Source organism: Tenacibaculum skagerrakense, assembly GCF_004345825.1.
In the GTDB taxonomy this organism is placed as follows: Bacteria; Bacteroidota; Bacteroidia; order Flavobacteriales; family Flavobacteriaceae; genus Polaribacter; species Polaribacter skagerrakensis.
Genome location: NZ_SLXM01000004.1, coordinates 290,360 through 316,461, shown reverse-complemented (window position 1 = coordinate 316,461; position 26,102 = coordinate 290,360). Strand labels below are relative to the sequence as shown.

At 31.0% G+C, this 26,102-nt stretch carries 22 protein-coding genes and 1 tRNA gene; 12 read left to right on the top strand and 11 right to left on the bottom strand.

The features are described from left to right. Positions 1-127 precede the first annotated feature (127 nt). Positions 128-198, bottom strand: a tRNA-Gln gene (locus EV195_RS09065). Positions 199-413: 215 nt separating this feature from the next. Between EV195_RS09065 and EV195_RS09060 the strand changes: the two genes are divergently transcribed. The 3 genes from EV195_RS09060 to EV195_RS09050 all read left to right on the top strand — a co-directional run bounded on the left by EV195_RS09060 (position 414) and on the right by EV195_RS09050 (position 7,241). Next, a complete protein-coding gene (locus tag EV195_RS09060; protein WP_132794631.1) occupies positions 414-3,548 on the top strand; it encodes a glycosyltransferase family 117 protein in 3,135 nt (1,044 codons plus the stop codon). A gap of 212 nt (positions 3,549-3,760) precedes the next feature. Beyond that, positions 3,761-6,187 carry a LodA/GoxA family CTQ-dependent oxidase gene (locus EV195_RS09055; RefSeq protein ID WP_132794630.1) on the top strand — a complete coding sequence of 809 codons (2,427 nt, stop codon included), beginning with the start codon at positions 3,761-3,763 and terminating at the stop codon, positions 6,185-6,187. A gap of 4 nt (positions 6,188-6,191) precedes the next feature. Then, on the top strand, positions 6,192-7,241 hold the full coding sequence (locus tag EV195_RS09050) for an NAD(P)/FAD-dependent oxidoreductase (protein ID WP_132794629.1): 1,050 nt from the start codon (positions 6,192-6,194) through the stop codon (positions 7,239-7,241). 60 nt (positions 7,242-7,301) lie between these two features. On the opposite strand, the gene EV195_RS09045 is transcribed toward EV195_RS09050, so the two are convergent. The 3 genes from EV195_RS09045 to EV195_RS09035 form a co-directional block, all read right to left on the bottom strand. Then, on the bottom strand, positions 7,302-7,595 hold the full coding sequence (locus tag EV195_RS09045) for a thioredoxin family protein (protein ID WP_132794628.1): 294 nt from the start codon (positions 7,593-7,595) through the stop codon (positions 7,302-7,304). A gap of 87 nt (positions 7,596-7,682) precedes the next feature. After that, positions 7,683-8,906 (bottom strand): metallophosphoesterase, encoded by a 1,224-nt coding sequence (locus EV195_RS09040; protein ID WP_132794627.1) that lies wholly within the window; start codon positions 8,904-8,906, stop codon positions 7,683-7,685. Between the two features lie 129 nt (positions 8,907-9,035). Further along, positions 9,036-10,169 carry a serine hydrolase domain-containing protein gene (locus EV195_RS09035; RefSeq protein ID WP_132794626.1) on the bottom strand — a complete coding sequence of 378 codons (1,134 nt, stop codon included), beginning with the start codon at positions 10,167-10,169 and terminating at the stop codon, positions 9,036-9,038. Between the two features lie 123 nt (positions 10,170-10,292). Between EV195_RS09035 and polA the strand changes: the two genes are divergently transcribed. From polA to EV195_RS09020, 3 genes are all read left to right on the top strand, one after another. Continuing rightward, the gene (gene polA, locus EV195_RS09030; RefSeq protein WP_132794625.1) at positions 10,293-13,109 is read left to right on the top strand and encodes a DNA polymerase I; all 2,817 of its coding nucleotides are present in this window, start codon (positions 10,293-10,295) and stop codon (positions 13,107-13,109) included. Between the two features lie 429 nt (positions 13,110-13,538). Next, complete coding sequence (locus EV195_RS09025; RefSeq protein ID WP_132794624.1) at positions 13,539-13,769, top strand: hypothetical protein; 231 nt, start codon at positions 13,539-13,541, stop codon at positions 13,767-13,769. 80 nt (positions 13,770-13,849) lie between these two features. Continuing rightward, on the top strand, positions 13,850-15,118 hold the full coding sequence (locus tag EV195_RS09020; RefSeq protein ID WP_132794623.1) for a DUF6734 family protein: 1,269 nt from the start codon (positions 13,850-13,852) through the stop codon (positions 15,116-15,118). Positions 15,119-15,124: 6 nt separating this feature from the next. Here EV195_RS09020 and EV195_RS09015 read toward each other — a convergent pair whose 3' ends face one another. The 3 genes from EV195_RS09015 to EV195_RS09005 form a co-directional block, all read right to left on the bottom strand. Further along, positions 15,125-15,691 (bottom strand): uracil-DNA glycosylase family protein, encoded by a 567-nt coding sequence (locus EV195_RS09015; RefSeq protein ID WP_132794622.1) that lies wholly within the window; start codon positions 15,689-15,691, stop codon positions 15,125-15,127. Between the two features lie 319 nt (positions 15,692-16,010). Continuing rightward, the gene (locus EV195_RS09010) at positions 16,011-16,376 is read right to left on the bottom strand and encodes a Na(+)-translocating NADH-quinone reductase subunit F (protein ID WP_132794621.1); all 366 of its coding nucleotides are present in this window, start codon (positions 16,374-16,376) and stop codon (positions 16,011-16,013) included. Then, the gene (locus EV195_RS09005; RefSeq protein WP_132794620.1) at positions 16,376-17,731 is read right to left on the bottom strand and encodes a DEAD/DEAH box helicase; all 1,356 of its coding nucleotides are present in this window, start codon (positions 17,729-17,731) and stop codon (positions 16,376-16,378) included. The genes EV195_RS09010 and EV195_RS09005 overlap by 1 nt, the downstream gene beginning before the upstream one ends. A 65-nt stretch (positions 17,732-17,796) precedes the next feature. Here EV195_RS09005 and EV195_RS09000 point away from each other — a divergent pair, with 65 nt between their 5' ends. Next, positions 17,797-18,258: a Na(+)-translocating NADH-quinone reductase subunit F gene (locus tag EV195_RS09000; RefSeq protein ID WP_132794619.1), complete on the top strand. Its 462-nt coding sequence runs from the start codon at positions 17,797-17,799 to the stop codon at positions 18,256-18,258. A 72-nt stretch (positions 18,259-18,330) separates the two neighbouring features. Here the strand turns inward: EV195_RS09000 and tig are convergent, their stop codons facing one another. Both tig and EV195_RS08990 read right to left on the bottom strand, forming a co-directional pair. Then, positions 18,331-19,653, bottom strand: a complete 1,323-nt coding sequence (tig, locus tag EV195_RS08995; RefSeq protein WP_132794618.1) for a trigger factor — start codon at positions 19,651-19,653, stop codon at positions 18,331-18,333. Positions 19,654-19,762: 109 nt separating this feature from the next. Further along, positions 19,763-20,107 carry a phage holin family protein gene (locus tag EV195_RS08990; protein ID WP_132794617.1) on the bottom strand — a complete coding sequence of 115 codons (345 nt, stop codon included), beginning with the start codon at positions 20,105-20,107 and terminating at the stop codon, positions 19,763-19,765. Positions 20,108-20,515: 408 nt separating this feature from the next. Here EV195_RS08990 and EV195_RS08985 point away from each other — a divergent pair, with 408 nt between their 5' ends. Both EV195_RS08985 and EV195_RS08980 read left to right on the top strand, forming a co-directional pair. Beyond that, a complete protein-coding gene (locus tag EV195_RS08985; protein WP_132794616.1) occupies positions 20,516-21,334 on the top strand; it encodes a TerC family protein in 819 nt (272 codons plus the stop codon). 111 nt (positions 21,335-21,445) lie between these two features. Continuing rightward, positions 21,446-22,129 (top strand): hypothetical protein, encoded by a 684-nt coding sequence (locus tag EV195_RS08980; protein ID WP_132794615.1) that lies wholly within the window; start codon positions 21,446-21,448, stop codon positions 22,127-22,129. 58 nt (positions 22,130-22,187) lie between these two features. On the opposite strand, the gene EV195_RS08975 is transcribed toward EV195_RS08980, so the two are convergent. Then, on the bottom strand, positions 22,188-22,958 hold the full coding sequence (locus EV195_RS08975) for an alpha/beta fold hydrolase (protein ID WP_132794614.1): 771 nt from the start codon (positions 22,956-22,958) through the stop codon (positions 22,188-22,190). Between the two features lie 2 nt (positions 22,959-22,960). Continuing rightward, on the bottom strand, positions 22,961-23,674 hold the full coding sequence (locus tag EV195_RS08970; RefSeq protein ID WP_132794613.1) for a pyridoxine 5'-phosphate synthase: 714 nt from the start codon (positions 23,672-23,674) through the stop codon (positions 22,961-22,963). 61 nt (positions 23,675-23,735) lie between these two features. Here EV195_RS08970 and EV195_RS08965 point away from each other — a divergent pair, with 61 nt between their 5' ends. From EV195_RS08965 to porG, 3 genes are all read left to right on the top strand, one after another. Next, entirely contained in the window at positions 23,736-24,395 is a 660-nt protein-coding gene (locus EV195_RS08965; protein WP_132794612.1) for a CBS domain-containing protein, read from the top strand. A 24-nt stretch (positions 24,396-24,419) separates the two neighbouring features. Then, positions 24,420-25,319: an NAD kinase gene (locus EV195_RS08960; protein WP_132794611.1), complete on the top strand. Its 900-nt coding sequence runs from the start codon at positions 24,420-24,422 to the stop codon at positions 25,317-25,319. A gap of 109 nt (positions 25,320-25,428) precedes the next feature. After that, positions 25,429-26,100, top strand: coding sequence for a type IX secretion system protein PorG (porG, locus tag EV195_RS08955; protein ID WP_132794610.1), 672 nt, complete (start codon positions 25,429-25,431; stop codon positions 26,098-26,100). Positions 26,101-26,102: the final 2 nt, after the last annotated feature.

The following is a 26,102-nucleotide window of genomic DNA, read 5'->3' as shown; positions in this document are numbered from 1 at the left end:
TGATCTTTCCATATCTGAAAGGTATTAATTTTTCATATAACTGAAAGTGCTGCAATAAAATTGCAGGGTTTTGAACCCTAAATTGAGACCAATAAAAAAAGCTTCTAACTATTCGTTAGAAGCTTTGTTGGCCCACAAGGACTCGAACCTTGAATATCGGTACCAAAAACCGGTGTGTTACCATTACACCATGGGCCAATGCGTAATTGCGGATGCAAATTTAATACAAACTTTAATTCTCACAAACTTTTTTTCATTTTTTTTTATTTTTTTTCTTTTAACACAATTTTACCAAGACCTAAACAATAGAAATTAAGTAATCTACTATTTTTGTTTCAGTCCTTTATTATTAAACAGAACTGATGTTTTAACATAAAATATAGTACATTCGCATTGATTTTTTTAACTCTATTATGAAAGACTTTAACTACAACAAATGGAATATAATTTTAGGTTGGGTTTCATTTGGTATTGCTTTGATAACTTATACACTAACACTAGAACCAACTGTTAGTTCTTGGGATTGTGGAGAATATATTTCTACAGCAGTTAACTTAGAAGTTGGACACCCTCCAGGAGCACCTTTATTTCAAATGCTTGGAGCATTCTTTGCAATGTTTACGAACGACCCTAGTAATTGGGCTTTGATGGTAAACTTCATGTCTGGGTTGGCAAGTGCATTTACTATTTTATTTATGTTTTGGACCATTACGAATCTGGCTAAAAAAATAGCTTCAAAAAATGGTAATTTTTCTACGGGTGAAAAAATAGCTGTTTTAGGTAGTGGATTGGTTGGTTCATTAGCGTATACGTTTTCTGATAGCTTTTGGTTTAGTGCAGTTGAAGGAGAAGTATATGCTATGTCTTCATTTTTAATGGCTATTTTATTTTGGCTAGCACTTAAGTGGGAAAGTGAAATGAACACACCAAGAGGTCATAGATGGTTATTATTAATCAGCTTTGTAGTCGGACTTTCTTTCGGTGTACATATTTTATCTTTATTGGTAATACCTTCTATCGTATTAATATACTTCTTCAAAAACTATAAAGAAATCACCATAAAAACAACTGCTATAGCAACATTGGTCTCAATTTTAGTGTTAGCTTTCGTTTTTAAGTTTTTATTTCCTTATACACTTAAATTCTTTAGTGTATCAGAATTATTCTTTATTAATTCAATTGGACTTCCATATAACTCTGGAACCATTTTAGCTGGAATTGTTTTCATAGCATTGTTTTATTTTGGCTTGAAATATACTCGTGAAAAGAAATTAGTTCTTGCTAATACTATAGTACTTTCATTACTATTTATAATGATTGGTTTTTCAACTTGGCTAATGTTACCGATTAGAGCGAATGCTGATACTTTGATCAACGAAAACAATCCTTCTAGTGCTAGAGAACTTTTAGCGTATTATGAGAGAGAACAATATGGTGATGCAAATGTTTTTTACGACAAATATTATTCTTTTGCATACAAGAAAGAATATGAAAAAACTAGAGATGCTAATGGAAATTTAGTTAATGCTTACAGAGATGATAAGCCTAAATATGAAAAAATAAACGGTAAATACGAAATTGTAAACAAGTATAAAAACGTTCTTCCAAAATGGTCTAGCAAGCATAAGGGGTTTATCCCAAGAATGGTAGATCCTGGATCTGAACAATATTACAAGCAAATTGCTGGAATTCCACAAAGAAGCACAAGACGTCCAACGTTTTTTGAGAACCTTAGGTTTATGATAAACTTCCAATTTGGCTACATGTACGGGCGTTATTTTATGTGGAACTTTGTTGGAAGGCAAGACGACATTCAAGGTCATCTTGACAACAACGGAAACTGGCTAAGTGGTATAAAACCCATTGACGAAGCAAGACTAGGCTCTCAAGAAAAGCTTCCTGATGACATAAAAAACAACAAAGGAAGAAATACCTATTTCTTTTTGCCTTTAATTTTAGGTATTATTGGACTTTTATATCATGTAAAAGAAGATAAAAAAAATTGGTACACCTTAGCATTATTCTTTGCTTTTACTGGATTTGCAATTATTTTCTATACCAATCCTAAACCTTTTGAACCTAGAGAACGTGATTATGCAGTGGTTGGATCTTTTTATGTATTTGCTATTTGGGTAGGATTTGGAGTTTTAGCTTTATATGATAGTTTAAAATCATTTTTCGACAAGAAAATAGTTGCTCTAGGAATTTCTATTGTTTCTCTTGTTGCTGTGCCAATTTTAATGGGATTCCAAAACTGGGATGATCATGACAGAGCTGATAGATATTTAGCACAATTAAATGCGCAAACGTATTTAGAAAGTTGCGATCCAAATGCTATTTTATTTACCATTGGTGATAATGATACATTCCCTTTGTGGTATATGCAACAAATCGAAGGTGTGCGTAGAGACATTAAAATTGTAAATACTAGTTTATTTGCAACGGATTGGTACATCGATCAAATGAAGAAAAAAAGTTACGATGCCGATCCTATTCCATCAAAATTGCAACATCATCAATATAAATACGGAACGCTAGATGTCGCTTATCACATGCCACATCCTCAGTTAAAAGACTCTGTAATTTCTCTAAGCACATTCATGAAATGGATAGCAAGCAGCAATGACGCAACTTACTACGAAACAGAAAATGGACTACAAGAAAAAATATATCCTACCAATAAAATCAGAATTCCAGTAAATAAAGAAAATGCTCTTAAGTATGGAATTGTTGCTGCAAAAGACGCTGATAAAATTGTAGATTATATTGATATTGAAATTGATGATGTTATCACCAAAAACAGAATTTTAATGCTAGATATTCTAGATAACTTTGACTGGAAACGTCCGATATATTTTACTGGTGGTGCTAATGCTGCAGAAGAATATATTTGGTTAAAAGACTATTTACAGTTAGATGGTATGTCTTTCAAATTAGTTCCTATAAAAGCACCAATTGGCAAGAAATCTATGTTCGATATGGGACGTATAGATCCTGAAAAGATGTATAACAATATCAAAAAATGGGATTGGAAAACTATTAATAACGGAGAAATATATTTAGATGAGCAAGCAAAAAGAAATGCTATTTCTATGCGAAATAACTTAATGCGCTTGTCTGAAGAATTCTTGATAAAAGGTGATACCGCAACTGCTAAGGAGGTACTTGATCTTTCTTTACATAAAATGCCAATTCCAGACTTTGGTCACTATAGTATTTCATTAGGATACCCTGAACTATATTACAGAATTGGGGATAAAGAAAAAGCAAGACAAACTGCTGAAACACTTATTGACTTATTCCAACAAGAATTGGATCATTTTAGCACTTATGATGATATTAATTACATCTTTGACGACTTAGATACTAACTTGTATATGTACAGAAATATTTTAAGTCAAATTAGCAGATTTGATAAAGATGAAAAATATATTGAAAGTCTAGAAAATGGCTTCTTTGACAAGGTTAGGATGTTTAAAGACCTGCTGCCAACACCAGAGGATCAGACAGATATTCCCCAACAAATACTAGACTCTATAAAACCATAAATAAGGCTGCCAATAGGCAGCTTTTTTTTGCAATATTATTTCCAAACAACTTTATAAAACCACCTATATAAACACTTTTATTTCTATTTAACAAAAACAGTCATACTTAAAAAACTTATTCTTATTCCTCTTTTTTAGTCCTCTGTTGCATTTATTTTAATTCATGCTATTATCAAAAGTAAATTTGGGTTATAACCTAAAACTAAAATAAAATGAAGCTACGTATTTATCCATCTATTGGTATTGCAAGACTTGGAAACGGACCTACTAATAAAAATGATGTTGTATTTACACCTGAAGTTCCTTGGGCTAATTTATATGATAATGATTTAGAGTTTCACACCAAAGATGGAGCTTTAAAAAAGCAAGCTCAACGCTTTTATATTTATGAATGTGATGATAACGGTAAACCAATTCGTAAAATTGATGCCTCATCATGTGATATTGAATGGACTGTAGAAGTTGCTAATAAAAAACCTTTCTGGTACGATTTTAATAATAGTTTAGATTTATCTATTAATACTGACAATAACAATTTAAGTCCAAATTTTTATACCAAACAAATTGCTCCTGGAATTAGTACTTCAAGAAGAAATCCTAATGTATTAAATGAGCAATTAATAAATAGTAAAAATTATAACTACCGAAAGGAGTTGGTGAATAGCCCTGCTCCAACTACTATAAATTCAAAAAATACTTCTCCAGTAAAATTAGGCGGGCAGTTTCCTTTTCCATTGGCTAACGAATCATATAGCAAGGTTGCGGCCGCCATGAATTTGGAATCTAAAGATGTGAATTTAGGTGCTGTAGAATATGATGGAGGAAGTTTAATTTTTTATCCAGGCGATGGTATTTCAGCGGCTTTAAACCCTTCTGATTTAAATACGGATTTTGCCGATAACTCAAATTGGTATGATGATATTTGTGATGGAAAAGTTACCGCTAAAGTAACTATGAATGGTACCACTTACGAATTAAACGACGCTGATTCTTCAGCATGGATTGCAACAGCTCCTCCAGATTATGCTCCGCAAATTCAACCTTTAGCAACCATGTACGATTTAATTTGCGGTATTAGCAACGATAGCTATACTACTGATTTTAGTCTTATTTTTCCTATACTTTACAGATTGTACAGAATGCAGTGGGTTAATTTAAGTGACTTCTTAGCACCATCTTTTAGAGAAACAATAGATGAATTAACCACAGCAGAATTTAAATCATTATACAGTAACTCTGTCTCTGCTCAACATGTTAGAAACAAAATATTTAATTTGTTTAGAGATCCATTATACAACTATGATAATGAACCTTCTATACCAAGTAAAAGTAAAACAGATATTACCAACATTGGAAGTGGAACTCAAGAATTGAAATATCCATTTTATCCAGGAGATGGAATTAATTATCCGGGTAGTCCCGCTCAATGGTTTGCTATCCCTCCAATTTTATATAATGAATTAAGAAAATGGAGAGACGGTAACTTCACATCACTAGAAGGAGATTTCTCTACAATGGATGCATTAGGAAAGTATTACCAACAACAATATCTAGATGCTGCAAACGACCCGTCAAAATCAGCATTATTAATGACTAGAGCCGTTCTTGAAACACTGTATGGAGGAGGTTTTCATCCTGGTGTAGAACTTACTTGGCCTATGCGACATGCACAAATGTATGCAGAAAACTCATTATCTTTTACTGATGTTACACCAGGAAATTCATTCTTTGGTTTGCGTGAAATTAGAATCGCTGCTGCTACCCCTGCTGAGCAAAAAGATATATTTTATAATGATTATGGACTTCAAATGAATTCTGATGATATAAAAGAATCAATAGATAGTAGTAATGAAAAAAGTTGGCTTTGGAAAAGTACTCCTGGTGATTTAACTAAATGGATGGGAATTCCTTGGCAATCTGATGCAGGAAGTTGTCAAAAAGTGTTTTTAGATAGTCAATATCCAATACCAGCTTGGTGGGCAGCAAATTTACCTGTTGATGTTTTAACAGAGGAAAGTTTGGTAGCTATGAGAAATACCGATTTAAAACCAGAAACTATTCAATATGTATACGCGAATAGGTTACCATGGTTAATGACAACAGATACTGGCTATGTTGGATATCACGCAGAAGGTGGTTATATGAATGGCTTAATTAACATGGTTTACAAGTGGAAAAATGTTGGTGTTGTGGCTGGTAGAACTTCTAGCGTAAATGGAATACCAGAATTAGTTTATGTTGCTTCAGAGAGCAAAAATGTAAAGGATAAAACCTCTATATTTTTAGGCAAAGCTGTTCCTAATGAGCCTGTAACGTTAGTTCCTCCTACTTCTTTTTATTCAAATACTAGAGAAATGGTATGGATACCAGACAATAAAACTGCCTTCTTATCTTCAAATCCTGATGGCACAGGAGAAGTGTTTGTTGATGATGTCTTTCAAATGAAAATAAATGGTAAGATTGCTTTTGAGTACGATTTTAGCAATAACTGTAGCGGAAGAATTATGCCTCAACCTCCTATTGATATAACTGCACATCTTAAAGAAGCAATAAACTCTTTTGTTACTATAGAAGTAAATTATATCGACAAATGTGGTGGTTACGAATCTTCATCTGAATTTTACTTAATCTTTAAATAACACTATGAGTTCTGAAACTTTACAAACCGATGTATTAATTATTGGTAACGGAGTTTCAGGACTCCTTTTACAATATGTATTAGAGCACAGAGGAATTTCAAGCATGCTCTTATCTAAAAAAAACATAAAAAGTAATTTACCCTTAGCTGAAACTATTCCGCCAACTACATTAGAGCTTCTTGAGGAGTTAAATGCCCTAGATTTTTTTGAGAAATATGCTACAAAAACCTACGGATATCAGTCGAAGTGGAATTCAGATTATATTGTTGATGAAAGTTTCTTCATAAAAAATAAATTTGGTTATGGCTTAAAAATCGACAAGAAAAAGGTCTTGAATATTATAGAACAAAATGCTTCTAATATTCTTTCAGTAAATGAAATTAGTAAAGTTCAGTTTAATGAAAAAGAGAATAAAGTAAAGGTTCAAAAAATAAATAATGATATTGTAGATATTAGCGCTTCTCTTTTAGTTGATGCTACTGGAAGAAAAAGACATTTCTTAAAACAAGCAAATAGTAAGAGTATAGATTATGACGACACTCTAGCTTTTCTGTGCTATTTACCTAAAACTGGTCCTGATTTAAAATATGGTTTTTTTACTGAAGTTATCTCAAATGATTGCTGGGGAACAGTCTCAGATTTAAATGAAACCACTAGAATTATTACTTTACACACTTCTAAAAATAACGAATTCCATAAAGTATTTAAACAATTTGAACATTGGAGAAAGTTACTAAACAATACAACTCTCCTTCAATTTTGTTTACCCGACAAAGGAAATTTTAAAGTTTATGGAAAACAAGCCAACTCTTCGATTTCTTCAAAAATCATATCTAATAATATAATTGGTATTGGAGATGCGGCCTTAGCTTTTGACCCTATATCTTCCCATGGAATCTCTAACGCTATTTATACTGTAAAAGAGGCTGCAATGGCAATTGAAGAATACTTGAATCATAATCAAGAAAGTTTAGTAAAATACGAACAGAAATTGTACGCTATTTTTAATGAATACTTAAAGCAAAAAGAAAAACTATACCAAGTAATTCATTAACATATTAAAGCAAAAAGCCGCCATGAAGGCAGCTTTTTATCTTATAATTTTTTGTTATGTTTAAACATATTGTTGCACCAAACCTATTAAGGTATTTGCATCTTGTTCACCTGTTTTTCTCCACTTCATTTCTCCTTTCTTATAAATCATAAAAGTAGGATTTCCTTTTACTCGTAAAGCATCAGCTAATATTTCATTTTTCTTAATATCAATCTTGATAACTTTAGCTTTATCGCCTAAGGCTGCAGCCACATCTCTTAATGTTTCTACACTGTTTTCAGCATCATCCCAATCAAAGTAGAAATCGATTAATACGGGGATATCGATGTTGATGATTTCGCCAAACTTTGTCATTTTTTTAATAATTTATCTAAAAAACACGCCTAAAATTACTATTTTTTTATTAAGCATCAACGATTTACCTGAGAAAAAACGCTAAAATCATGCTTTTTTTAGTTCTATGACAGTAATTTCTGGCCAAATCCCTACTCTACCTGGAAAAGCGTGGTAACCAAAACCGCGATTTACATTCACATATCTTCCAAATTCTTCATATAATCCAGCCCATTGTTTGTAAACATATTGAGAAGGGCTCCATCTAAAAAAACCTGGAATTTCTATACCAAACTGTAAACCATGAGTATGCCCACTTAACGTTAACTGATAATTAAAATCATCTTCTTTGACTTTTAAGTCCCAATGCGTAGGGTCATGCGTCATTAAAATTTTAAAATCTTCCTGATATACACCTTCAGATGCCTTTTGTAAATCGCCTGCTTTTTTAAATCCTTTTCCCCAATTCTCTACTCCAACTAAAGCAATCTTTTGTCCATCTTTTTCTAAATATCGATGCTCATTTAACAACAGATCAAAACCTATTTTAGGATGAATTTCTTTAACGGCTTCAAAATTAGCTTTCTTGTCATCTTCTGTTTCCCATTGAGAATAATCTCCATAATCGTGATTCCCAAGTATAGAAAATTTACCTGAAGGCGCTTTCAAACTCTTAAACATGTCAATCCAAGGATCCATTTCTTTAGCAAAATTATTTACTATATCTCCTGTAAATAAAATAACATCCGAATTTTGCTGATTTATTAAATCTATTCCGTATTGGATTTTTTCTTTATTATCAAAACTACCCGAATGAATATCTGTAATTTGAGTGATAGTAAAACCATCAAATGCTTCTGGTAAATCTTTAAAAGTTAACTGGTATTTTAAAACCTTATAGTTGAATTTTCCTTTAAAAATTCCATACAATAAACTTGCAAAAGGAATTGCAGCAATCCCTAAGGCTATTTGAGAAATAAACTTTCTTCTTCCAGCAACTGGCTGAGTTTCTTTTGACGATAAGAACGAAATTCCTTTTTGTATGTATCGTACAACATCTTCTCCGAACATAAAAATTAAAACAAACAACTTAGGCAATAATGCCAACAGCATAAAACCTGCCGCCCATTGAAATTGTCTAGTTTGTCCTGAAGTTCTATCTGAAGAGAAGATAACGTAGAAAAAGTTGACGTAAGCTAAGATTCCAAAAACTAACCATCCATACTTTATAAATTTATTTCTAGTAAGTGTTTTTATTGCTTGAAAAGCATATAATTCTAAAATAATGATTAGCGAAGAAATAATTAATAGAGGGATTACCCAACGAGGCATATTTTAATTTTTAATGTAACCGAGCAAAGATACAGCTATCTATCAATAAATTATAGAAACTTCTGTTACTGTAAATGATAAAAAAATGTTAATGAATGTTTTATTTTGAATTTACTATACTATTAGTTTTTACTTTAAAACTTTCACTAACTGATTAACAATAGCATCTATATTCATACTTGACGAATTATCTAGTACTACAATAGCATTCTTTAACTTTGAATTTCTTACAATACTCGTTCTGGCACCTAACCAAGAACCATTGTGTGCGTGTGCATTCTCGTTATAAATAGACCAACCAAAACCATAATCAACCAAAGTCCCATTGTTTAAGACTGTTTTCTTAAAAGCCTCCTTCATTGTTTCTTTAGACAATAGATTATTATCATACCAAAACTGATTCCATAGCACAAAATCATCAATGCTAGAAAACACTCCTCCATCACCCGCTATACCGTCCAAAACTCCAGGTCTTAATTCTTCAGTTTCTCCTAACACATTATCAAAAGACCATGTTTTGTTTGAAAACGATGTGTCTTTGGAAACCAAATTCCACACTCTTGTATTTTTCATGTTTAATTTATCGAAGAGTTCAGTTTGCATAAATTCTTCAAATGATGTTCCAGATATACTTTCAATGATAGCTGCTAGTAAAACATAACCTGTGTTATTATAGGAATGTAATTCATTAGGAATAGTATTTAATGGTAAATTTTCCTTACCTAATAATTCTACCATTTTTGTAATTGTCAATGCATCTCCAATTTCCTCTTCATATTTTTTTGGAAAACTCATATAAGCATCCGGAATTCCTGATGTATGATTAAGCAAATGTCTTACAGTTACATTTTTGTAGCTTAAGGAAGGTAAAAATTGTGTGATTGGATCATCAAAGTTTAACTTTCCTTGTTCTTTTAACAACATGATTCCAACTCCCGTAAATTGTTTGGAAACGGATGCTAAACGAAAAGAAGAAGCTGTTGTCAATTTTTCTTTTCTACTGTAATCTGTATATCCGTAAGCCTCTTTTAAAATAACACTATCGTTTTTTATCAATAAAACAGCTCCATTAAATTTATTATCCTTTTGAAGTTTAATTAACCATTCTTTAGCCTTGTCAACTTTTTCCATTTGCGTATTGGCTCCACTAATATCTAACTCCTCAATTTTAGCTATTCTATTAAGTGCCCAAACACTAATAATTACAAATACAAAAATTACAACTACTATTACTGCTATTACAATTTTCCAAATAAGTTTCATTCGTTAAGTTTTTTTCAGCTTGTTAATCTGACGTAATATCTATAAGATTGTTTCAATTTCCGCTTTTTTTTTCGAACGGCAGTATTATTTTGTAGTTTTACGTTCTTCAATTCAGATAAAAATATGACTACCAAAAAAAGACTTTTTTTATTAGACGCCTACGCTTTGATTTTTAGAGGATATTATGCATTCATCAAAAACCCAAGAATTAATTCAAAAGGAATGGATACTTCGGCTATTCTTGGTTTTACAAATTCCTTGTTAGATGTCATAAAAAAAGAAAAACCTGACTACTTAGCTGTATGCTTCGATAAGGGCGGTAGTGTAGATAGAGTTGAAGTTTTTCCTGAATACAAAGCGAACAGACAAGAAACTCCTGAAGCTATTAGAATTGCAGTTCCTTACATTGAAAAAATTTTGGAAGCTATGAATATTCCTGCTATTGTAAAAGAAGGATATGAAGCTGATGATATTATTGGAACACTAGCTAAAAAAGCTGAAAAAGCAGGTTTAGAAACCTATATGGTTACACCTGATAAAGATTATGCACAATTAGTTTCTGATAGCATTTTTATGTACCGCCCACCAAGAATGGGAAATGGTTACGAAAAATGGGGTGTTGAAGAAGTAAAGCAAAAATTTGAAGTTGAGCGTCCAGAGCAGGTAATCGATTTTTTAGGAATGATGGGAGATTCTGTTGATAATATCCCTGGCTTACCTGGAGTTGGAGAGAAAACTGCTAAAAAATTTATTGCTACCTATGGCTCTATGGAAGGTTTACTAGAAAACACTCATGAGCTTAAAGGTAAAATGAAAGAAAAGATAGAAGCCAATAAAGAACTAGGTTTACTATCTAAAAAACTTGCCACAATTATGCTTGATGTACCAGTGGAATTAGAGCAAGACAAACTTATTTTTGAGCAACCAGATATTGAAAAAACCAAAGCCATTTTCACTGAATTGGAGTTTAGGAGAATGACAGAAAATTTTCTTAAAACATTCACTTCTGAAGAGTCTGATGACGCTCCAAAAGAAAAAACTTCAACTAAGCAATCTTCATCTTCTGGACAGTTTGATTTATTTAATGTTCCTGGATCAGGAAACACAGAAACTCAAAGCATAAATGGGTTTAAAACCATCAATAATACATCGCATTTCTATCAGTTAGTGAATACTTCTTTAGCTCGTAAACTACTTTTAGAAAAACTTTTACTTCAAAAATCTGTTTGTTTTGATACCGAAACTACTGGATTAAAAGCATTAGAGGTTGAACTTATTGGGATTGCTTTTTCTTGGGAAGTTGGCAAAGGTTATTATGTTTCTTTTCCTGAAGACCAAGAGGAAACTCGAAATATTCTGGAAACATTTAAACCTTTTTTTGAAGATGAATCTATTGAAAAAATTGGACACAATATTAAGTATGATATAAAGGTTCTATCGAATTATAACATCCCTGTCAAAGGAACTTTATTCGATACTATGATTGCGCATTATTTGATTAATCCAGATATGCGTCATAATATGGATGTGCTTTCTGAAACATACTTGAATTACCAACCTGTTTCTATTACTGAATTAATAGGAAAAAAAGGTAAAAATCAGCTTTCAATGAGAACTGTTGATTTACATCAACAAACGGAATATGCTGTTGAAGATGCTGACATTACCCTTCAGTTAAAATATCATTTTGAAAAAGAATTAGCAGCTGGTAATTTGACCGATTTATTTGAAAAAGTAGAAATTCCACTAGTTGCTGTGTTATCTGCTATGGAAATTGAAGGTATTAATCTTAATACTTCTTTCTTAAACGATTTTTCTAAGGAGCTTTCGATAGATATTGTTTCTTTAGAAAAGCAAATTTATGAACAAGCTGGAGAGGAATTTAACATTGCTTCACCAAAACAATTAGGTCCAATTTTATTTGAAAAATTAAAGCTAGTTGACAAACCTAAAAAAACAAAAACAGGTCAATATTCTACTGCTGAAGACGTGTTGTCTTATTTAAAAGAACATCAGATAGTTGCAGATATCTTGGAATATCGTCAGTGTAAAAAATTACAAAGCACCTATGTAGATGCACTTCCAAACGAATTGAACCCAAAAACAAATCGTATTCATACAGTATATGCACAAGCGGTTGCTGCTACCGGACGACTAAGTTCAAACAATCCGAACTTACAAAACATTCCGATTAGAACTACACGCGGACAAGAAGTTCGTAAGGCTTTTATTCCTAGAGATAAAAACTATACGTTATTGGCTGCCGATTATTCTCAAATTGAATTACGAATTATTGCTGCATTAAGCGAAGAAGAAACAATGATAAAGGCATTTCAGGACGGAGAAGATATTCATGCTTCAACCGCAGCAAAAGTATTTAATGTAGCTTTAGAGGAAGTAACACGCGAACAACGTAGCAATGCAAAAACTGTTAACTTCGGAATTATTTATGGTGTTTCTGCTTTTGGATTGAGTAATCAAACGAATTTAAATAGATCTGAAGCCAAAGAATTAATTGATACTTACTACAAAACGTATCCAAAACTTAAAAACTTTATTGCCAAACAAATTGATTTTGCAAGAGAAAATGGGTATGTAGAAACTATTTTAGGTAGAAAACGTTATTTGAAAGATATTAATTCTAGAAATGCTATTGTTAGAGGTGCAGCTGAACGAAACGCTGTAAATGCTCCTATTCAAGGTAGTGCAGCTGATGTAATCAAATTAGCAATGATTAATATTTATAATCGATTTGAAAAAGAACAGTTCAAATCAAAAATGCTACTTCAAGTGCATGATGAATTGGTGTTTGATGCGTATAATGACGAATTGGAAATTATCAAACCAATCATTAAGGAAGAGATGGAAAATGCATTTAAGCTTACTGTGCCTTTAGATGTTGAAATTGGTTTAGGTCAAAATTGGTTAGAAGCACATTAGTTTTAATACAACTTTTAAGTTTTAAAGCTTACGAAATAATTTCGTGAGCTTTTTTATTTCTATAAAGTTATATATGGCAAAAGTTATTAACACGAAAACGTGTGCGTATTAATTTTTAACTTCTATCGGTATTGTTTTCAGCTCAATTCTCATAAATTTATTGAAATCAAGATGTTATTTCATATACATTTTGTTATATAAATTCTAAAAGAGTTATGAAAGATTAAAATGAAAAAGGCCTCCCAGTCACTTCAAAATATCTTTTTTATCCTCTTCTAAATTATTTAAATAAAATTGATTTCTCGAGGGAAAATCAATCAAAATAGATTGCGCAATTCAGACCATAGAAATTACGTCTATAAACTAGTATTTCAAATTTAGCGGAAACCGAAAAGCTCAAGAGTAGGTATCATTTAAATCAATTAAATAATGAAAGAAAGTATTTTAAAACAGATTAAGGCAACTGTACTTAATAGGAAAGAATCAAAAACCATTATTGGAGGTTATGATGGTTCTTTTACTGGAAATTGTTCATTTATAATTTGTGGTGGTTTTCAAAACACTGCTGGATTAGCTTACAAACCTGGATGCTCAACAACCAGTTCAGGAAGAAGACTTTATGTTTATAAGCCTAACCCATCATTATATTGTTGGCAATAGTCAAGCCTATAAAATTTTAACTCATGAGGCTCTTGAGGTTAAGAGTCTCATGTATTTATTATTCATATCCAAATCATTTTATGAAAATCATTCAAAGCTATTGGTCTAAACCAAGCATGAATTATTCTAAAGATCCAAACTCTCGTTATAAAGGAGGTTGGTTACAACAAAAATATTCATTTTACAGTCAAGCCTTAAGCTGTTTAACGTTCAAACAATTTTACAAAGATGTAGAACTGTATACGGATGCCAATGGTAAAGAACTTTTAGTTGATAAATTAAAAATACCTTATACAAAAGTTAACTTAACCTTGGACAAGATTAATTCTTATAACCCAAAACTTTGGGCGCTTGGAAAAGTTGTTACCTATGCTGAACAAAATGAACCTTTTTTGCACGCAGACTCAGATGTTTTCATTTGGCAAAAGTTTCCTAATAAATTAGTATCAGCTCCATTATTTGCACAAAATATTGAACAAAATTTTCCTGCTTACCAAGAAGCGTTAAATGATATTCTAATAAATTTTGACTGGATCCCTACAGAGTTAATTAACTCGTTGTATAAGAATCAAAGTATTCATGCTTTTAATGCTGGAATAATTGGCGGACAAAACCATGAATTTTTCAAAATTTTAAAAAATAAAACGTTAAGTTTTATTAGTAAAAATGAGCATCTCTTCGATAAAATAGATGTTGGTATTTTTAATACTATTTTTGAGCAACAACTAGGATACGCAATCGCTGAGAAACATAAAATTCCTATTGAGTATTTGTTCAAAGAGGTAGATTCTGATTTTTCCAACATAATTAACTTCCATACTGTTCCATTTGAATCTAAATATGTTCATTGCATTGGATATGCTAAAAAATCAATATTTGCTTGTGAACAACTTGAAGCTAGATTAAGCTATCATTTTCCAAGTTTTTATAATGAACTAATCAAAAATTTAAGAGTTACTTTTCCTGAAGATAACTTTGATTGTGATTTCCCGGAAAAAAGAATGAATACTCTTTTTAAAATATATGATTGGTTAGAAACTACATCTATCAATGAAGTCTTTGAAACGCAATTCTGTATTAGTGATAAGGTTGAAATATTAAATGAAGACGATAAATACTTTATTTCTTATTCTCTTCCACAAGATCAAACAGTACAAAAAGAGGAAATAAAAGACTGGCTTGCTATATTATTATACTTTGAAAACCCAACAACAATTAAAGAATTATACGAAGAACTATGTCAAGATAAAGATTTCTTAAAGAATACTAATAAAGTAGAATTGAAATCAAAATTGATTTCTTTTGTAATGGATAAATTTATGTTGTTAGAAATTCTTGATAAAGTCTAAGCAACACTAACCTATAATTTTGTGAATTCTTTTTTGTAAATCAGGAATTACATGTTCTTCAAACCAAGGATTCTTTTTTAGCCAAAATCTGTTTCGTGGAGAAGGATGCGGCATTACAAAATATCGAGGTAAATATTCTTTATAATGATTCACAGTTTCGGTAAGGGTAGATTTTACCTTTTCTTTTAAATAATATTTTTGAGCATATTGACCTATTAACAATACTAAATCCACATTGTTAAGTTTTTCAAATAATGGCTCATGCCATTTCTCTGCACATTCTTTTCTTGGTGATAAATCTCCCGATTTCCCTTTACCTGGATAACAAAATCCCATTGGAATTATTCCGAATAAATTTGTATTGTAAAACTGCTGATCAGTTACAGATAACCATTTTCTTAATTGCTTTCCGCTGGCATCATCCCAAGGAATTCCAGAAGCATGTACTTTAGTTCCAGGTGCCTGACCAATAATTATAATTTTTGATGATTTTGAAACTTTTACTACGGGACGTGGTTCAATATACATTTCACAAAGCTTACAATTATTTATTTCATGTAATAGCTCATTCATCCTACTAAGTAACAAAAAAAACACCTACTATTTCTAAATAGTAGGTGTATTCTGTTTAATAGTTTTTTATTTCTTAGTGTCTAATTGCGTAGCTTGCTCCGCTTCCGAACTCAGCTAAAGTTGTAAATAAACTTCTAAAAAAACTATTAACCCTTTTAAGTAATAATTTCCCCATGATGTTAATAATTTAAAATAATCCCAATACAAATATACGACACAATTGTCTGATTTCCATAGGATTTTCCCCCTTTTTGTATCAAAAGCTCAAAAAAGCCTATAATTGGATGTTAAATTCACATAGATTACAAGCAAAAAATTGCTAATTAGTTAATTTTAAGATGTTTTCAAACGCAACATAATACGGTTGATCTTTCAAAACTGGCAAATCTACGCTCTCTGCATTTGCCAAACCAACACCTGCAAACCAAACACTTGCACCTTGTTTTTCAGCATGTTGCTTAAACGTTTCCATCCAAACGGTGTCATATGTATTAGGATTTTGTAAATTATTGGTTGCCTTTACTAAAACAAAAATAGTAGGCTCTCCTTTTTTAAATAGTACAAACTGAGGATGTTTTTTTAATTCACTATTAATAGCTACAAATTCATAACCCATTTCCTGTAATCTCTTCCCAACAATATTCATAGCTAAATTATGTAACTCTTGTTTAGTAAGGACTTTCATTATTTCTTTTTATTGCGTTTATTAAAGTTTTTATCTCCTTTTGTTTTTGGTTTTTTATATTTCTTAGCGATCTCTCTTCGGTAGCTACCTCCTAAATTGACTTTCTTGTTTTTTTCTTTCTTTTCATGGAAGGCTGGACCAGGAACATATTCTAATGATTCTCTATTCCTTGATTGAGATTGATCTTCTTTTGGACGTTCTTCCTCTGTTAATTCCTTTGAAATTTCTACTGGAGCAGGAATTTCTAATAAAGGAATTTCATAATTCATTAATTCTTCAATTCTCTTCTTAGCTTCTAATTCTCTTTCGGTTACTAATAAAATAGATTTTCCTTTATGCTCCGCTCTACCTGTTCTACCAATTCTGTGCATGTAGTTTTCTGGATAATGAGTAGGATTAAAACTAATTACATGTGAAATTCCTTGTAAATCCAAACCACGTGCAATAACATCTGTAGCAATTAATATTCGGTGTTTACCTTCGTTAAAGTTCTCTATAGACTTTAAACGGTAATTTTGTGTTTTATTAGAATGAATAACACAGTTTTGACCAGGAAACTCTTCTTCTAACAAATTAAAAATACGATCTGCATTACGTTTATTTGGCGCGAAAATCAACACCTTTTCATACTCACCTTTATCAAATAATAAGAAATTTATTAAGTTGATTTTAGTGTAGAAATTAGGAATATTATACGTTGTTTGCTCTATATTATCTAACGGAGTTCCACTTACAGCAATGGCTATCTTTTTTGGAGCAATAAAGAAATCGTCAATCAAAGCTTCAACGTCCTCTGTCATTGTCGCAGAAAACATAATGTTTTGTCGTCTTTCAGGAAGTAAGTCAAAAATATTTAAGAGTTGAAATCTAAAACCTAAATCCAACATTACATCTACTTCATCAATTACTAACTTTTGAATAGATTTTAACTTTAATACTCTACTTAAAGCTAAATCATATAATCTACCTGGAGTAGCTACAATTACATCACAACCTTCAGCAACCGCCTGTTTATGTCGATTTAAATTTACACCTCCGTACACACCAAGCACCCTCAAAGTCATATATTTAGACAGTTTTTCAATTTCATCTACTACTTGTAAAACTAATTCACGAGTAGGAACTAAAATCATCACTCTTGGGTTTAATTGCTTTGAGAATTTTAAATCTCTTAAAATAGGTAATACATAAGCAAACGTTTTTCCTGTACCTGTTTGCGCAATACCTACAATATCTTTTCCTGATCTAACTACAGGAAAAGCTTCTTCTTGAATTGGTGTTGGATGCTCGAATCCTAAATCAAGAATTGCATTCATCAATGGGTTCGATAAATCTAAATCTTCGAAAGTTGTCATTTAACTCAATTTCTGCAAAGGTACAACCATTATTTTGTATATTTAAAGAGATAAATGAAGTAGATATGAAGACACCTAAACGTTTAGAACAAGCTCTAATTAAACTTTACAATGCCTTTCATAATAATCAGCTAAACCCAGAGTGTTGCTCGGCTTGTGCTGTAGGAAATATTTTAGACAACCATGATAGTTGGAAACATTTATCTGACGAACATGGTTCAACCGAATTAAATTATATCGGTAAAGTCCATCAACAATTAGGAAGACGATTTAATGGTTATACGCCATTAGAATTACTTCAAATAGAGAAGATATTTTTAGAAGCTTGCGGATTTATAGTTCCGCTTTGTCATTACAATCCTAAACCTTTGAATTCAACAAATAAAGACATGCTATTTAACGGTTTGTGTGCGGTTGTTGATTATTTATGTGAACTAGAAGGAATTTATAATGTGATGGATTATTCAAAAATTTTCGAATTTGAAAACGAAGATCCAGTATATCAATTTGAAGTTATTTATCAATAAGAACACTTTTCTAACCATAAAAAAAGTCGATGCAATTGCATCGACTTTTACTATTTTATAAAGTAATTACTACTATTTATAAACTTCTTTAATGAAATCTTCGTAGCTTACTTCTTTAGTTTTAAACTCCATGTTCTCTTTAAAGAACGATAATAATTTTTGAGAAATTAACTGAGACTGTAAACGTTGAGCTTCATCTTTGTTTGATAATACTCTACCAGCAATGTTATTTAATTCTTCTTCCTCCGGGTTCATATTACCAAATTGAGCCATTTGAGCTTTGATAAATCCTTTAGTATAATCTAATAACTCAGCATACTCTAATTTGATATCGTTATCCTTCATAATCTTTCCTTCGATTAATTGATAACGTAAACCTTTCTCAGATTTAGTATATTCTTCTTTTGCTTCGTCTTCAGATAATTCTTGCTCTCCAGCAGTTTGTAACCACTTTTGTAAAAACTCAGCTGGTAACTCAAACTTAGTATTCTCTATAAAATGCTCAGTTACAGCATTCAATAATTGTTGATCAGCTTGTTGTTGGAATTGTCCTTCAGCGTCTTGCTTAATTTTTTCTTTTAATTCAGTTACTGTAGTTACACTTCCGTCAGGGAAAAGTTTTCCAAATAATTCTTGATCTAAATCAGCTGGCTCAGTTTTACTAATTTCTTCGATTGTAAAAGTTACTTTTTCATCTAATTCATCAGCTACTTCTTTAGTAACCCCTAAAGCTTGTGACAATTTATAATCTTCTTCAAAAAGTTTTTTAGTCTCTAATTCTATAACGTCACCAACTTTTGCTCCAATAAACTTTTTCTCGTTTTTCTTTCCTTTTAAATCGTTTACTAAGAATGTAGACTTTTTATTGATTCCTTCTTCTTCATTCACAAAAGTTCCTGTTACGTTTGCATGCTCCTCTCCTTCTTCTAAAGTGATTAACTTACCATAACGATTTTGAATGTTTTCTACTTCTTTATCGATAAGATCATCAGTAGCAACAATTTTGTATTCAGTTATTTTGTTTTTTCCTTTTACATCAACGTCAAATTCTGGAGCTAATCCTAATTCGAACTCGAAAGAAAACTTATCTGTATCCCAAGAAAAATCATCTTTTACAACTGGTAATGGATTTCCTAAAATGTCTAATTTTTCTTCAACTAAGAATTTATTTAAACCTTCTTGTAAAAGCTTATTTACCTCATCAATCATTACCGACTTTCCGTACTGCTTTCTTACCATTCCCATAGGAACATTTCCTTTTCTAAATCCAGGAATATTAGCTTTTTTACGGTAATCGTTTAAAACCTCTGTTACTTTGTCTTTATAATCCTCAGCAACAATATCAACCTTCAAAATGGCATTTAATGCGTCTACGTTTTCTTTTGTAATATTCATTTGACTATTATCTTCTTAAAAAATTGGGTGCAAAATTACTATTTTTAAATTAGTCTAACAAGCATTTTATACAATTGAAATAAAGATACTTATATAAAACTTATTTACGTTATTCTTCTTCTTTTATCAAACCGAATAAAACAGACCTAAATATTGATAACAAAACACTAAATATTAATGCTGTAAAAAATCCATTTACATAAAAACCAGACACTAAATTTCCGGCTATTAAAATAATAATGGCATTAATCACTAACAAAAACAATCCTAATGTTACTATGGTAATTGGCAATGTTAGTACTACTAAAATTGGACGAATAAACGTATTCAACACTGCAAGCACTAACGCAATTATAACTGCGGTTACATAATTTTCTACTACAATTCCACTTAGTAAATTTGACAATACCAATACTGCAAATGCTGTAAGTAATAATTTTACTATTAATTTCATATTTTCTTTTTTAAAAAGATAGTCTCCATAATTATACCAAACTCTAAAACAGGAAGTTTTGTCAGAAAACTTAATTAATTTTTTAAAAATGACACCCAAAGATTTATAAAATATAGTAAATTTGCTTAAAAAATAATTATGGAAACTACACTTACAGACTTTAGCGGAGGCTTATTTATTTGGCAATTAGTTATTATCCTTTTTTTAATTTTCAGCATTTATTTAGGAGTTAGATTACTAAAATACATCAATTTGAGAATCAAAAAAATGGAAAAAGAAAACAATAAATAAAGCTACTACAGTTAAAAAACAACAAAATTTTTTAAGATTTACACGAGTGCTAACTTTACATTGGCACTTTATTTTATTTCCTATAAATTAGCGCCAAAAAAATAAACACTTTCACTAATGGTTGGAATCATTTTTACCTTATTAATGCTTGTAATGTTACAAGCAGTCTTAGGATTCGATAACTTATTATATATTTCTTTAGAATCTAAAAAAGCTCCTGAGTCAGAACAAAAACGTGTTCGTAAAACAGGTATTTTAATTGCAATTGCTTTACGCATTGTATTACTTTTCGTTTTAATTTCAATTATTGACTTCTTCCAAGAACCTTTTGCTTGGTTGACTGGTGAAATTGAAAATGTTGTAAAGTTTGCTTTTAATGGTCATAGTATAATTGTTTTAGCTGGAGGTGGATTTATAATTTACACTGCTATCAAAGAAATTTGGCATATGATTTCTCTTAAAGATTTAGATGTGGATATAGAGGCAGGGGGAAAAAGCAGAAAATCAGTAAATGCTACAATTGTTAGTATTGTAATTATGAACTTAGTTTTTTCATTCGACTCTATTTTAGCAGCAATCGGATTAACAAGCGAAATTGAAAACCCAACAACTGCGTTTATAGTGATGGCTATAGCCATTGTAATAAGTGGTTTATTAATGTTATTTCTTGCAGATAGAATTTCAGCTTTTTTGGCAAAAAACAGAATGTATGAAGTTTTAGGTTTGTTTATTTTATTAGTTGTAGGAATCATGTTGGTAACTGAAGGTGGACATTTAGCACATCTTAAATTATTTGGAAACCCAATTGAACCGATGAGTAAAACTACTTTCTACTTTGTAATTGCTGTTTTAGTTGTTACTGATATTGTTCAAGGACGTTATCAAAAGAAAATTTTAGCAGAATTGGAAAATGAGAAAAAAGAAAAGCAGTCTTAGGCATTTCTAATTAAAGATATCTTCGAAAACCAACACACCTTTGTGTTGGTTTTTTTATGCCGTATTAAACCTTCCTTAGTTTTAATTGTCATAGAAAGAAACAATACGATTATGAAAACATTTAAATCACTTTTAGTAATTGTTCTAACTGTATCGATTACTACAATTAGCGCTCAAAATCTAGGAAACACAAAGGAAGCAATCGACAATAAAAAAGCTATGATTACAAATCATAAGCAATTAAAAAGAGATATTGCTCAATTACATGAGTTTAGAAAAAAAATAAATGCTTTTGAAGAAGCTTTTATTGCTCATAACACTAAACAAATAAAAAGATTAAAAGCTGATATTTTATCTGATATGAAAAGAGAAATTGCAGAAAGTAAGCGTAAGATTAAACAAGATCAAAAAGAGTTACAACAAAGCAAAAGAGAATTATCAAGATCAACAAGAGAAGCTAGAAATCATAACCCTTATGGTGATAGAAGACCGCAAAGAGATGATTTCCGAGATAGAAGAGATGATCGAAGAGATAAAAATGATGATGTAAGAGATTTAAAAGCTCAAATTAATAGAACTAAGCGTCAAAAAGAAATTATGAAAGCAATAAAATCTTATAATTTCTTAGCTAAAAGAGCTCCAGGAAAGCACAAATTAATGACAAATTCTAAATTATTGAATGAATTTGCAAACACTATGGAAGCAGACATAACAGCTACTAAGCTTGAGATAATTGAAGATAAAAAAGAAATTATTGAAGATAGAAGAGAAAGACGAGAAGATAGAAGAGGATAGTTTTTTGATTGACATTCACTTACCCATGAAAGCATCTTGTAATAATACAAGATGCTTTTTATTGTAAAAAACGAATAACAGCTTCGTAAAAATCTCTAGGGTTTTCAGCATGAAGCCAATGCCCTGCATTCGATATTGTGATTAGACTATATTTTGGGAAATGTGCTTGTAATAACGGACCGTCTTGATCTAAAATATAGTTTGAATTTCCTCCTCTTAAAAATAACGTTTCTCCAGTATAAACCTTACCATTAGACAAACCTTTAACAATTTCATTATAGTTTTTGGTTAATGAATCTAGGTTAAAACGAAAACCTAGTTTACCTTTTTCAATCCAATAGGTGTTTTTAAGTAAAAACTGACGCACTCCTTCTTGAGGAATTAATTCTGATAATTTCTCATCAACTAAAGTACGTGTTGTGTGAATAGAAAAATCAACTGAATTTAAAGCTCTAATAATATCTTGATGATGTGGTGGATATACTTTTGGAGCAATATCTGCAATTAATAATTTATCAATTAAATTCGGATAGGTTGTAGTAAATAACATAGCTGTTTTACCCCCCATAGAATGCCCTAACAAATAGACGTTCTCCAAATTGTAATGCTCAATATAGTTGTGTAAATCTTCAACCAATAATTCGTAATTAAACGCATCTGTTTGAAAACTTCTTCCATGATTTCGCTGATCAATTAAATGTACTTCAAAACCTTCCTCTGCAAATTTATTCGCAAGACTTTTCCAGTTATCTCCCATTCCAAAAAAGCCATGCAAAATCAAAAACGGCTTTCCCTCTCCTACTATTTTCGAATGTAAAATTTGTTTCATAACTACTGTAGTCGGTGTAAATACATATTCACTACATTTTCTATTCCTAAGTAGATACTTTCAGAAATTAATGCGTGTCCGATGGACACTTCTGCTAAATTTGGAATATTATTCTTGAAAAACTCAATATTGTCAAGATTCAAATCGTGACCAGCATTGATTCCCATTCCTAATTCGTTGGCTAAAATTGCTGCTTCAGTATAAGGCTTAACAGCTTCTTTATTTCCTTTTTCAAACGCTATCGCAAAATCTTCAGTATACAATTCTATTCTATCTACACCTGTTTTAGCAGCTGCTTCAATCAATTTCAAATCGGTTTCTATAAAAATTGACGTTCGTATACCTGCACTTTTGAATTCAGCAACCATTTCTTGTAAAAAAGATTGGTGCTTTACAGTATCCCAACCTGCATTTGAAGTAAGCACATCGTCTCCATCAGGAACAAGCGTTACTTGAGTTGGTTTTATTTCCAACACCAAATCCGTAAACTTTTTGATTGGATTTCCTTCGATATTGTATTCTGTAGTAACAATTGGTTTTAAATCATAAGCATCTTGATAACGAATATGACGCTCGTCTGGTCTTGGATGAATCGTAATTCCATCTGCCCCAAAACTCTGAATATCGCTTGCTACTTGTAATAAATTTGGTACATTTCCTCCTCTAGAATTTCTTAGCGTAGCTATTTTATTAATATTTACACTTAATTTTGTCATCTGTATATTTTAAAGAATACAAAAATAACCTATTAAAAGTTTTTAAACTATATTCGTAACAATGAATATTAACGACTACATTTTAAAGGAAATTAAAGCACTTTCTCCTGACAGTTCTGTGAGTAGTGCTCTTAATCTTTGTGAGCATTTTCCAATTACTCACATTCCAGTTGTAAAAGATAATAAGTTAATTGGATGCTTTGCAGAAGATGACATTCAAACAATTGAAAATGAATACTCTTTACTAAACGAATACTTACATTTAATTCAGCATTTTCATGCTAATAAAAAATCTTCATTATTGGAGTTACTAGCTCTTTTTGCTGAAAACGACTGTAATATTATCCCAGTATTAGACGAACAACAAAACTACGTTGGCTACTATGACCTTAGAGATATTTTAGATCTTTTTGCAGATAGCCCTTTTATGCATAACGATAATGTTACTTTAATTGTTGCTAAATCTAAAGTTGATTTTTCCATGAGTCAGGTATCTCAAATTGTAGAAAGCAACAAAGCAAAACTACTAGGTTTATATGTATCTAGAGAAACTGTTGATGAAGTTGAAGTTACGTTGAAAATATCTTCCGAAGAAATGAATGAAATAATTCAAACTTTTAGACGATACGATTACAGTGTTATCTCTCAATTAGAAGATGACATGTTCTTAGAGGAATTAAAAGACCGAGCTAATTACTTCAAGAAGTATCTTGATATGTAACCCCAAAACTAAAAACAGAAAACATTGAAAAAAGTAGCAATTTACGCCCAATCATATTCTGTATCTAGTGAAAAGGAAGTTACAACACTTATTGAAGTTCTAGAGCAATATAATACGGTAATTTTCATTGAAAAAGATTTCTTCGAATTACTTACAGAGCATAAATTATTAAAGAAAAAGTATCCTGTATTTGCTCATTTCGATGATCTTTCTAACTCGTTTGATGCTTTATTTTCGGTAGGAGGAGATGGTACAATTCTTAGAGCAGTAACTTATATTAGAGATTTAGACATTCCTATTTTAGGAATCAACTCTGGAAGATTAGGTTTTTTAGCAACTGTTCAGAAAAAAGAAATCAAAGAAGCCATTGAGCTTTTAATGAAAGGACATTATAGCATTCAAGAACGAACACTTTTACAACTAAGAACCATACCTGAAACCAATGCTTTTTCTGATTTAAATTTTGCTTTAAATGAAATTACCATTGCCAGAAGAAATACAACTTCTATGATAGGTGTAAAAACCTATTTAAATGAAGAATATTTGACAAATTATTGGGCTGATGGATTAATTATCGCAACACCAACAGGTTCTACAGGATATTCTTTAAGCTGTAATGGCCCCGTAATTTTACCAAATTCAACTAGTTTAATTATCACACCAATAGCTCCGCATAACCTAAATGCTCGTCCAATAGTAATTCCTGAAGACACTACCATTCAACTTGAAATTAGCGCTAGAGAAAAAGATTTTCTTATTTCTTTAGATTCAAGAATTACCACAGTTCCTCAAGAAACTAAAGTTTATATAGAAAAAGCTCCTTTTACAATTAAAACAATTCTATTAGAAGATCAATCTTATTTAAAAACATTACGAGATAAATTATTATGGGGTGAAGATATCCGCAACCATGGCTCTTCTTAAAAGCATCATCAATTACAATATTTCTTTAAAAAGAAAGTTAATCAAAAAGACAGATTATTAACTTTTTAAAGCAAATTCAATTCCATATATTTGCACGCTATTTCTAACAATGAAGAGGTTTATATTAATATTATTTACGTTTATAACAACAGTTGCTTACGCTCAAATCCATGAGGTTGGTATTTTCTTAGGTGGATCTAACTATATTGGTGATATTGGGAGGACTAATTATGTTTTTCCTAATAAGGTAGCAGGTGGACTTGTTTATAAATATAATCTAAACCCAAGGATTGCAATTAGAGGAAACTATACTGCGTTACCAATTAATGGTGATGACAATGATTCTGATAATTTGTTTAGAGAGCAACGAAATTTTAGCTTCAACAATACCTTACATGAAATCGCTGCTGGTTTAGAATTTAATTTTTTTGAATATAATGTCCGCTCTTTAGGACATACATTCACTCCTTATATTCTAGCTCAAGTAGGTGCTTTTAATTATAAAACACCTGAATCTGTTGTTGGTGGAAATGTACAATTTACAAGTGATTTTTCTCTTTCAATTCCTTTAGGAATTGGTATTAAAGGAAGGATTTCTGATCATTTAGCTTTTGCATTTGAATCAGCTATTAGACTTACCTTTAAAGACGATTTAGATTATACTACTGATAAAATTACCTCACTAAATTTTGGTGGCAATGGTAATGATTTTTATACTTTTACAGGGTTTTCAATAGTTTACACCTTCGGAAGACCTGCCTGTTATGCTGATACTGAATAATT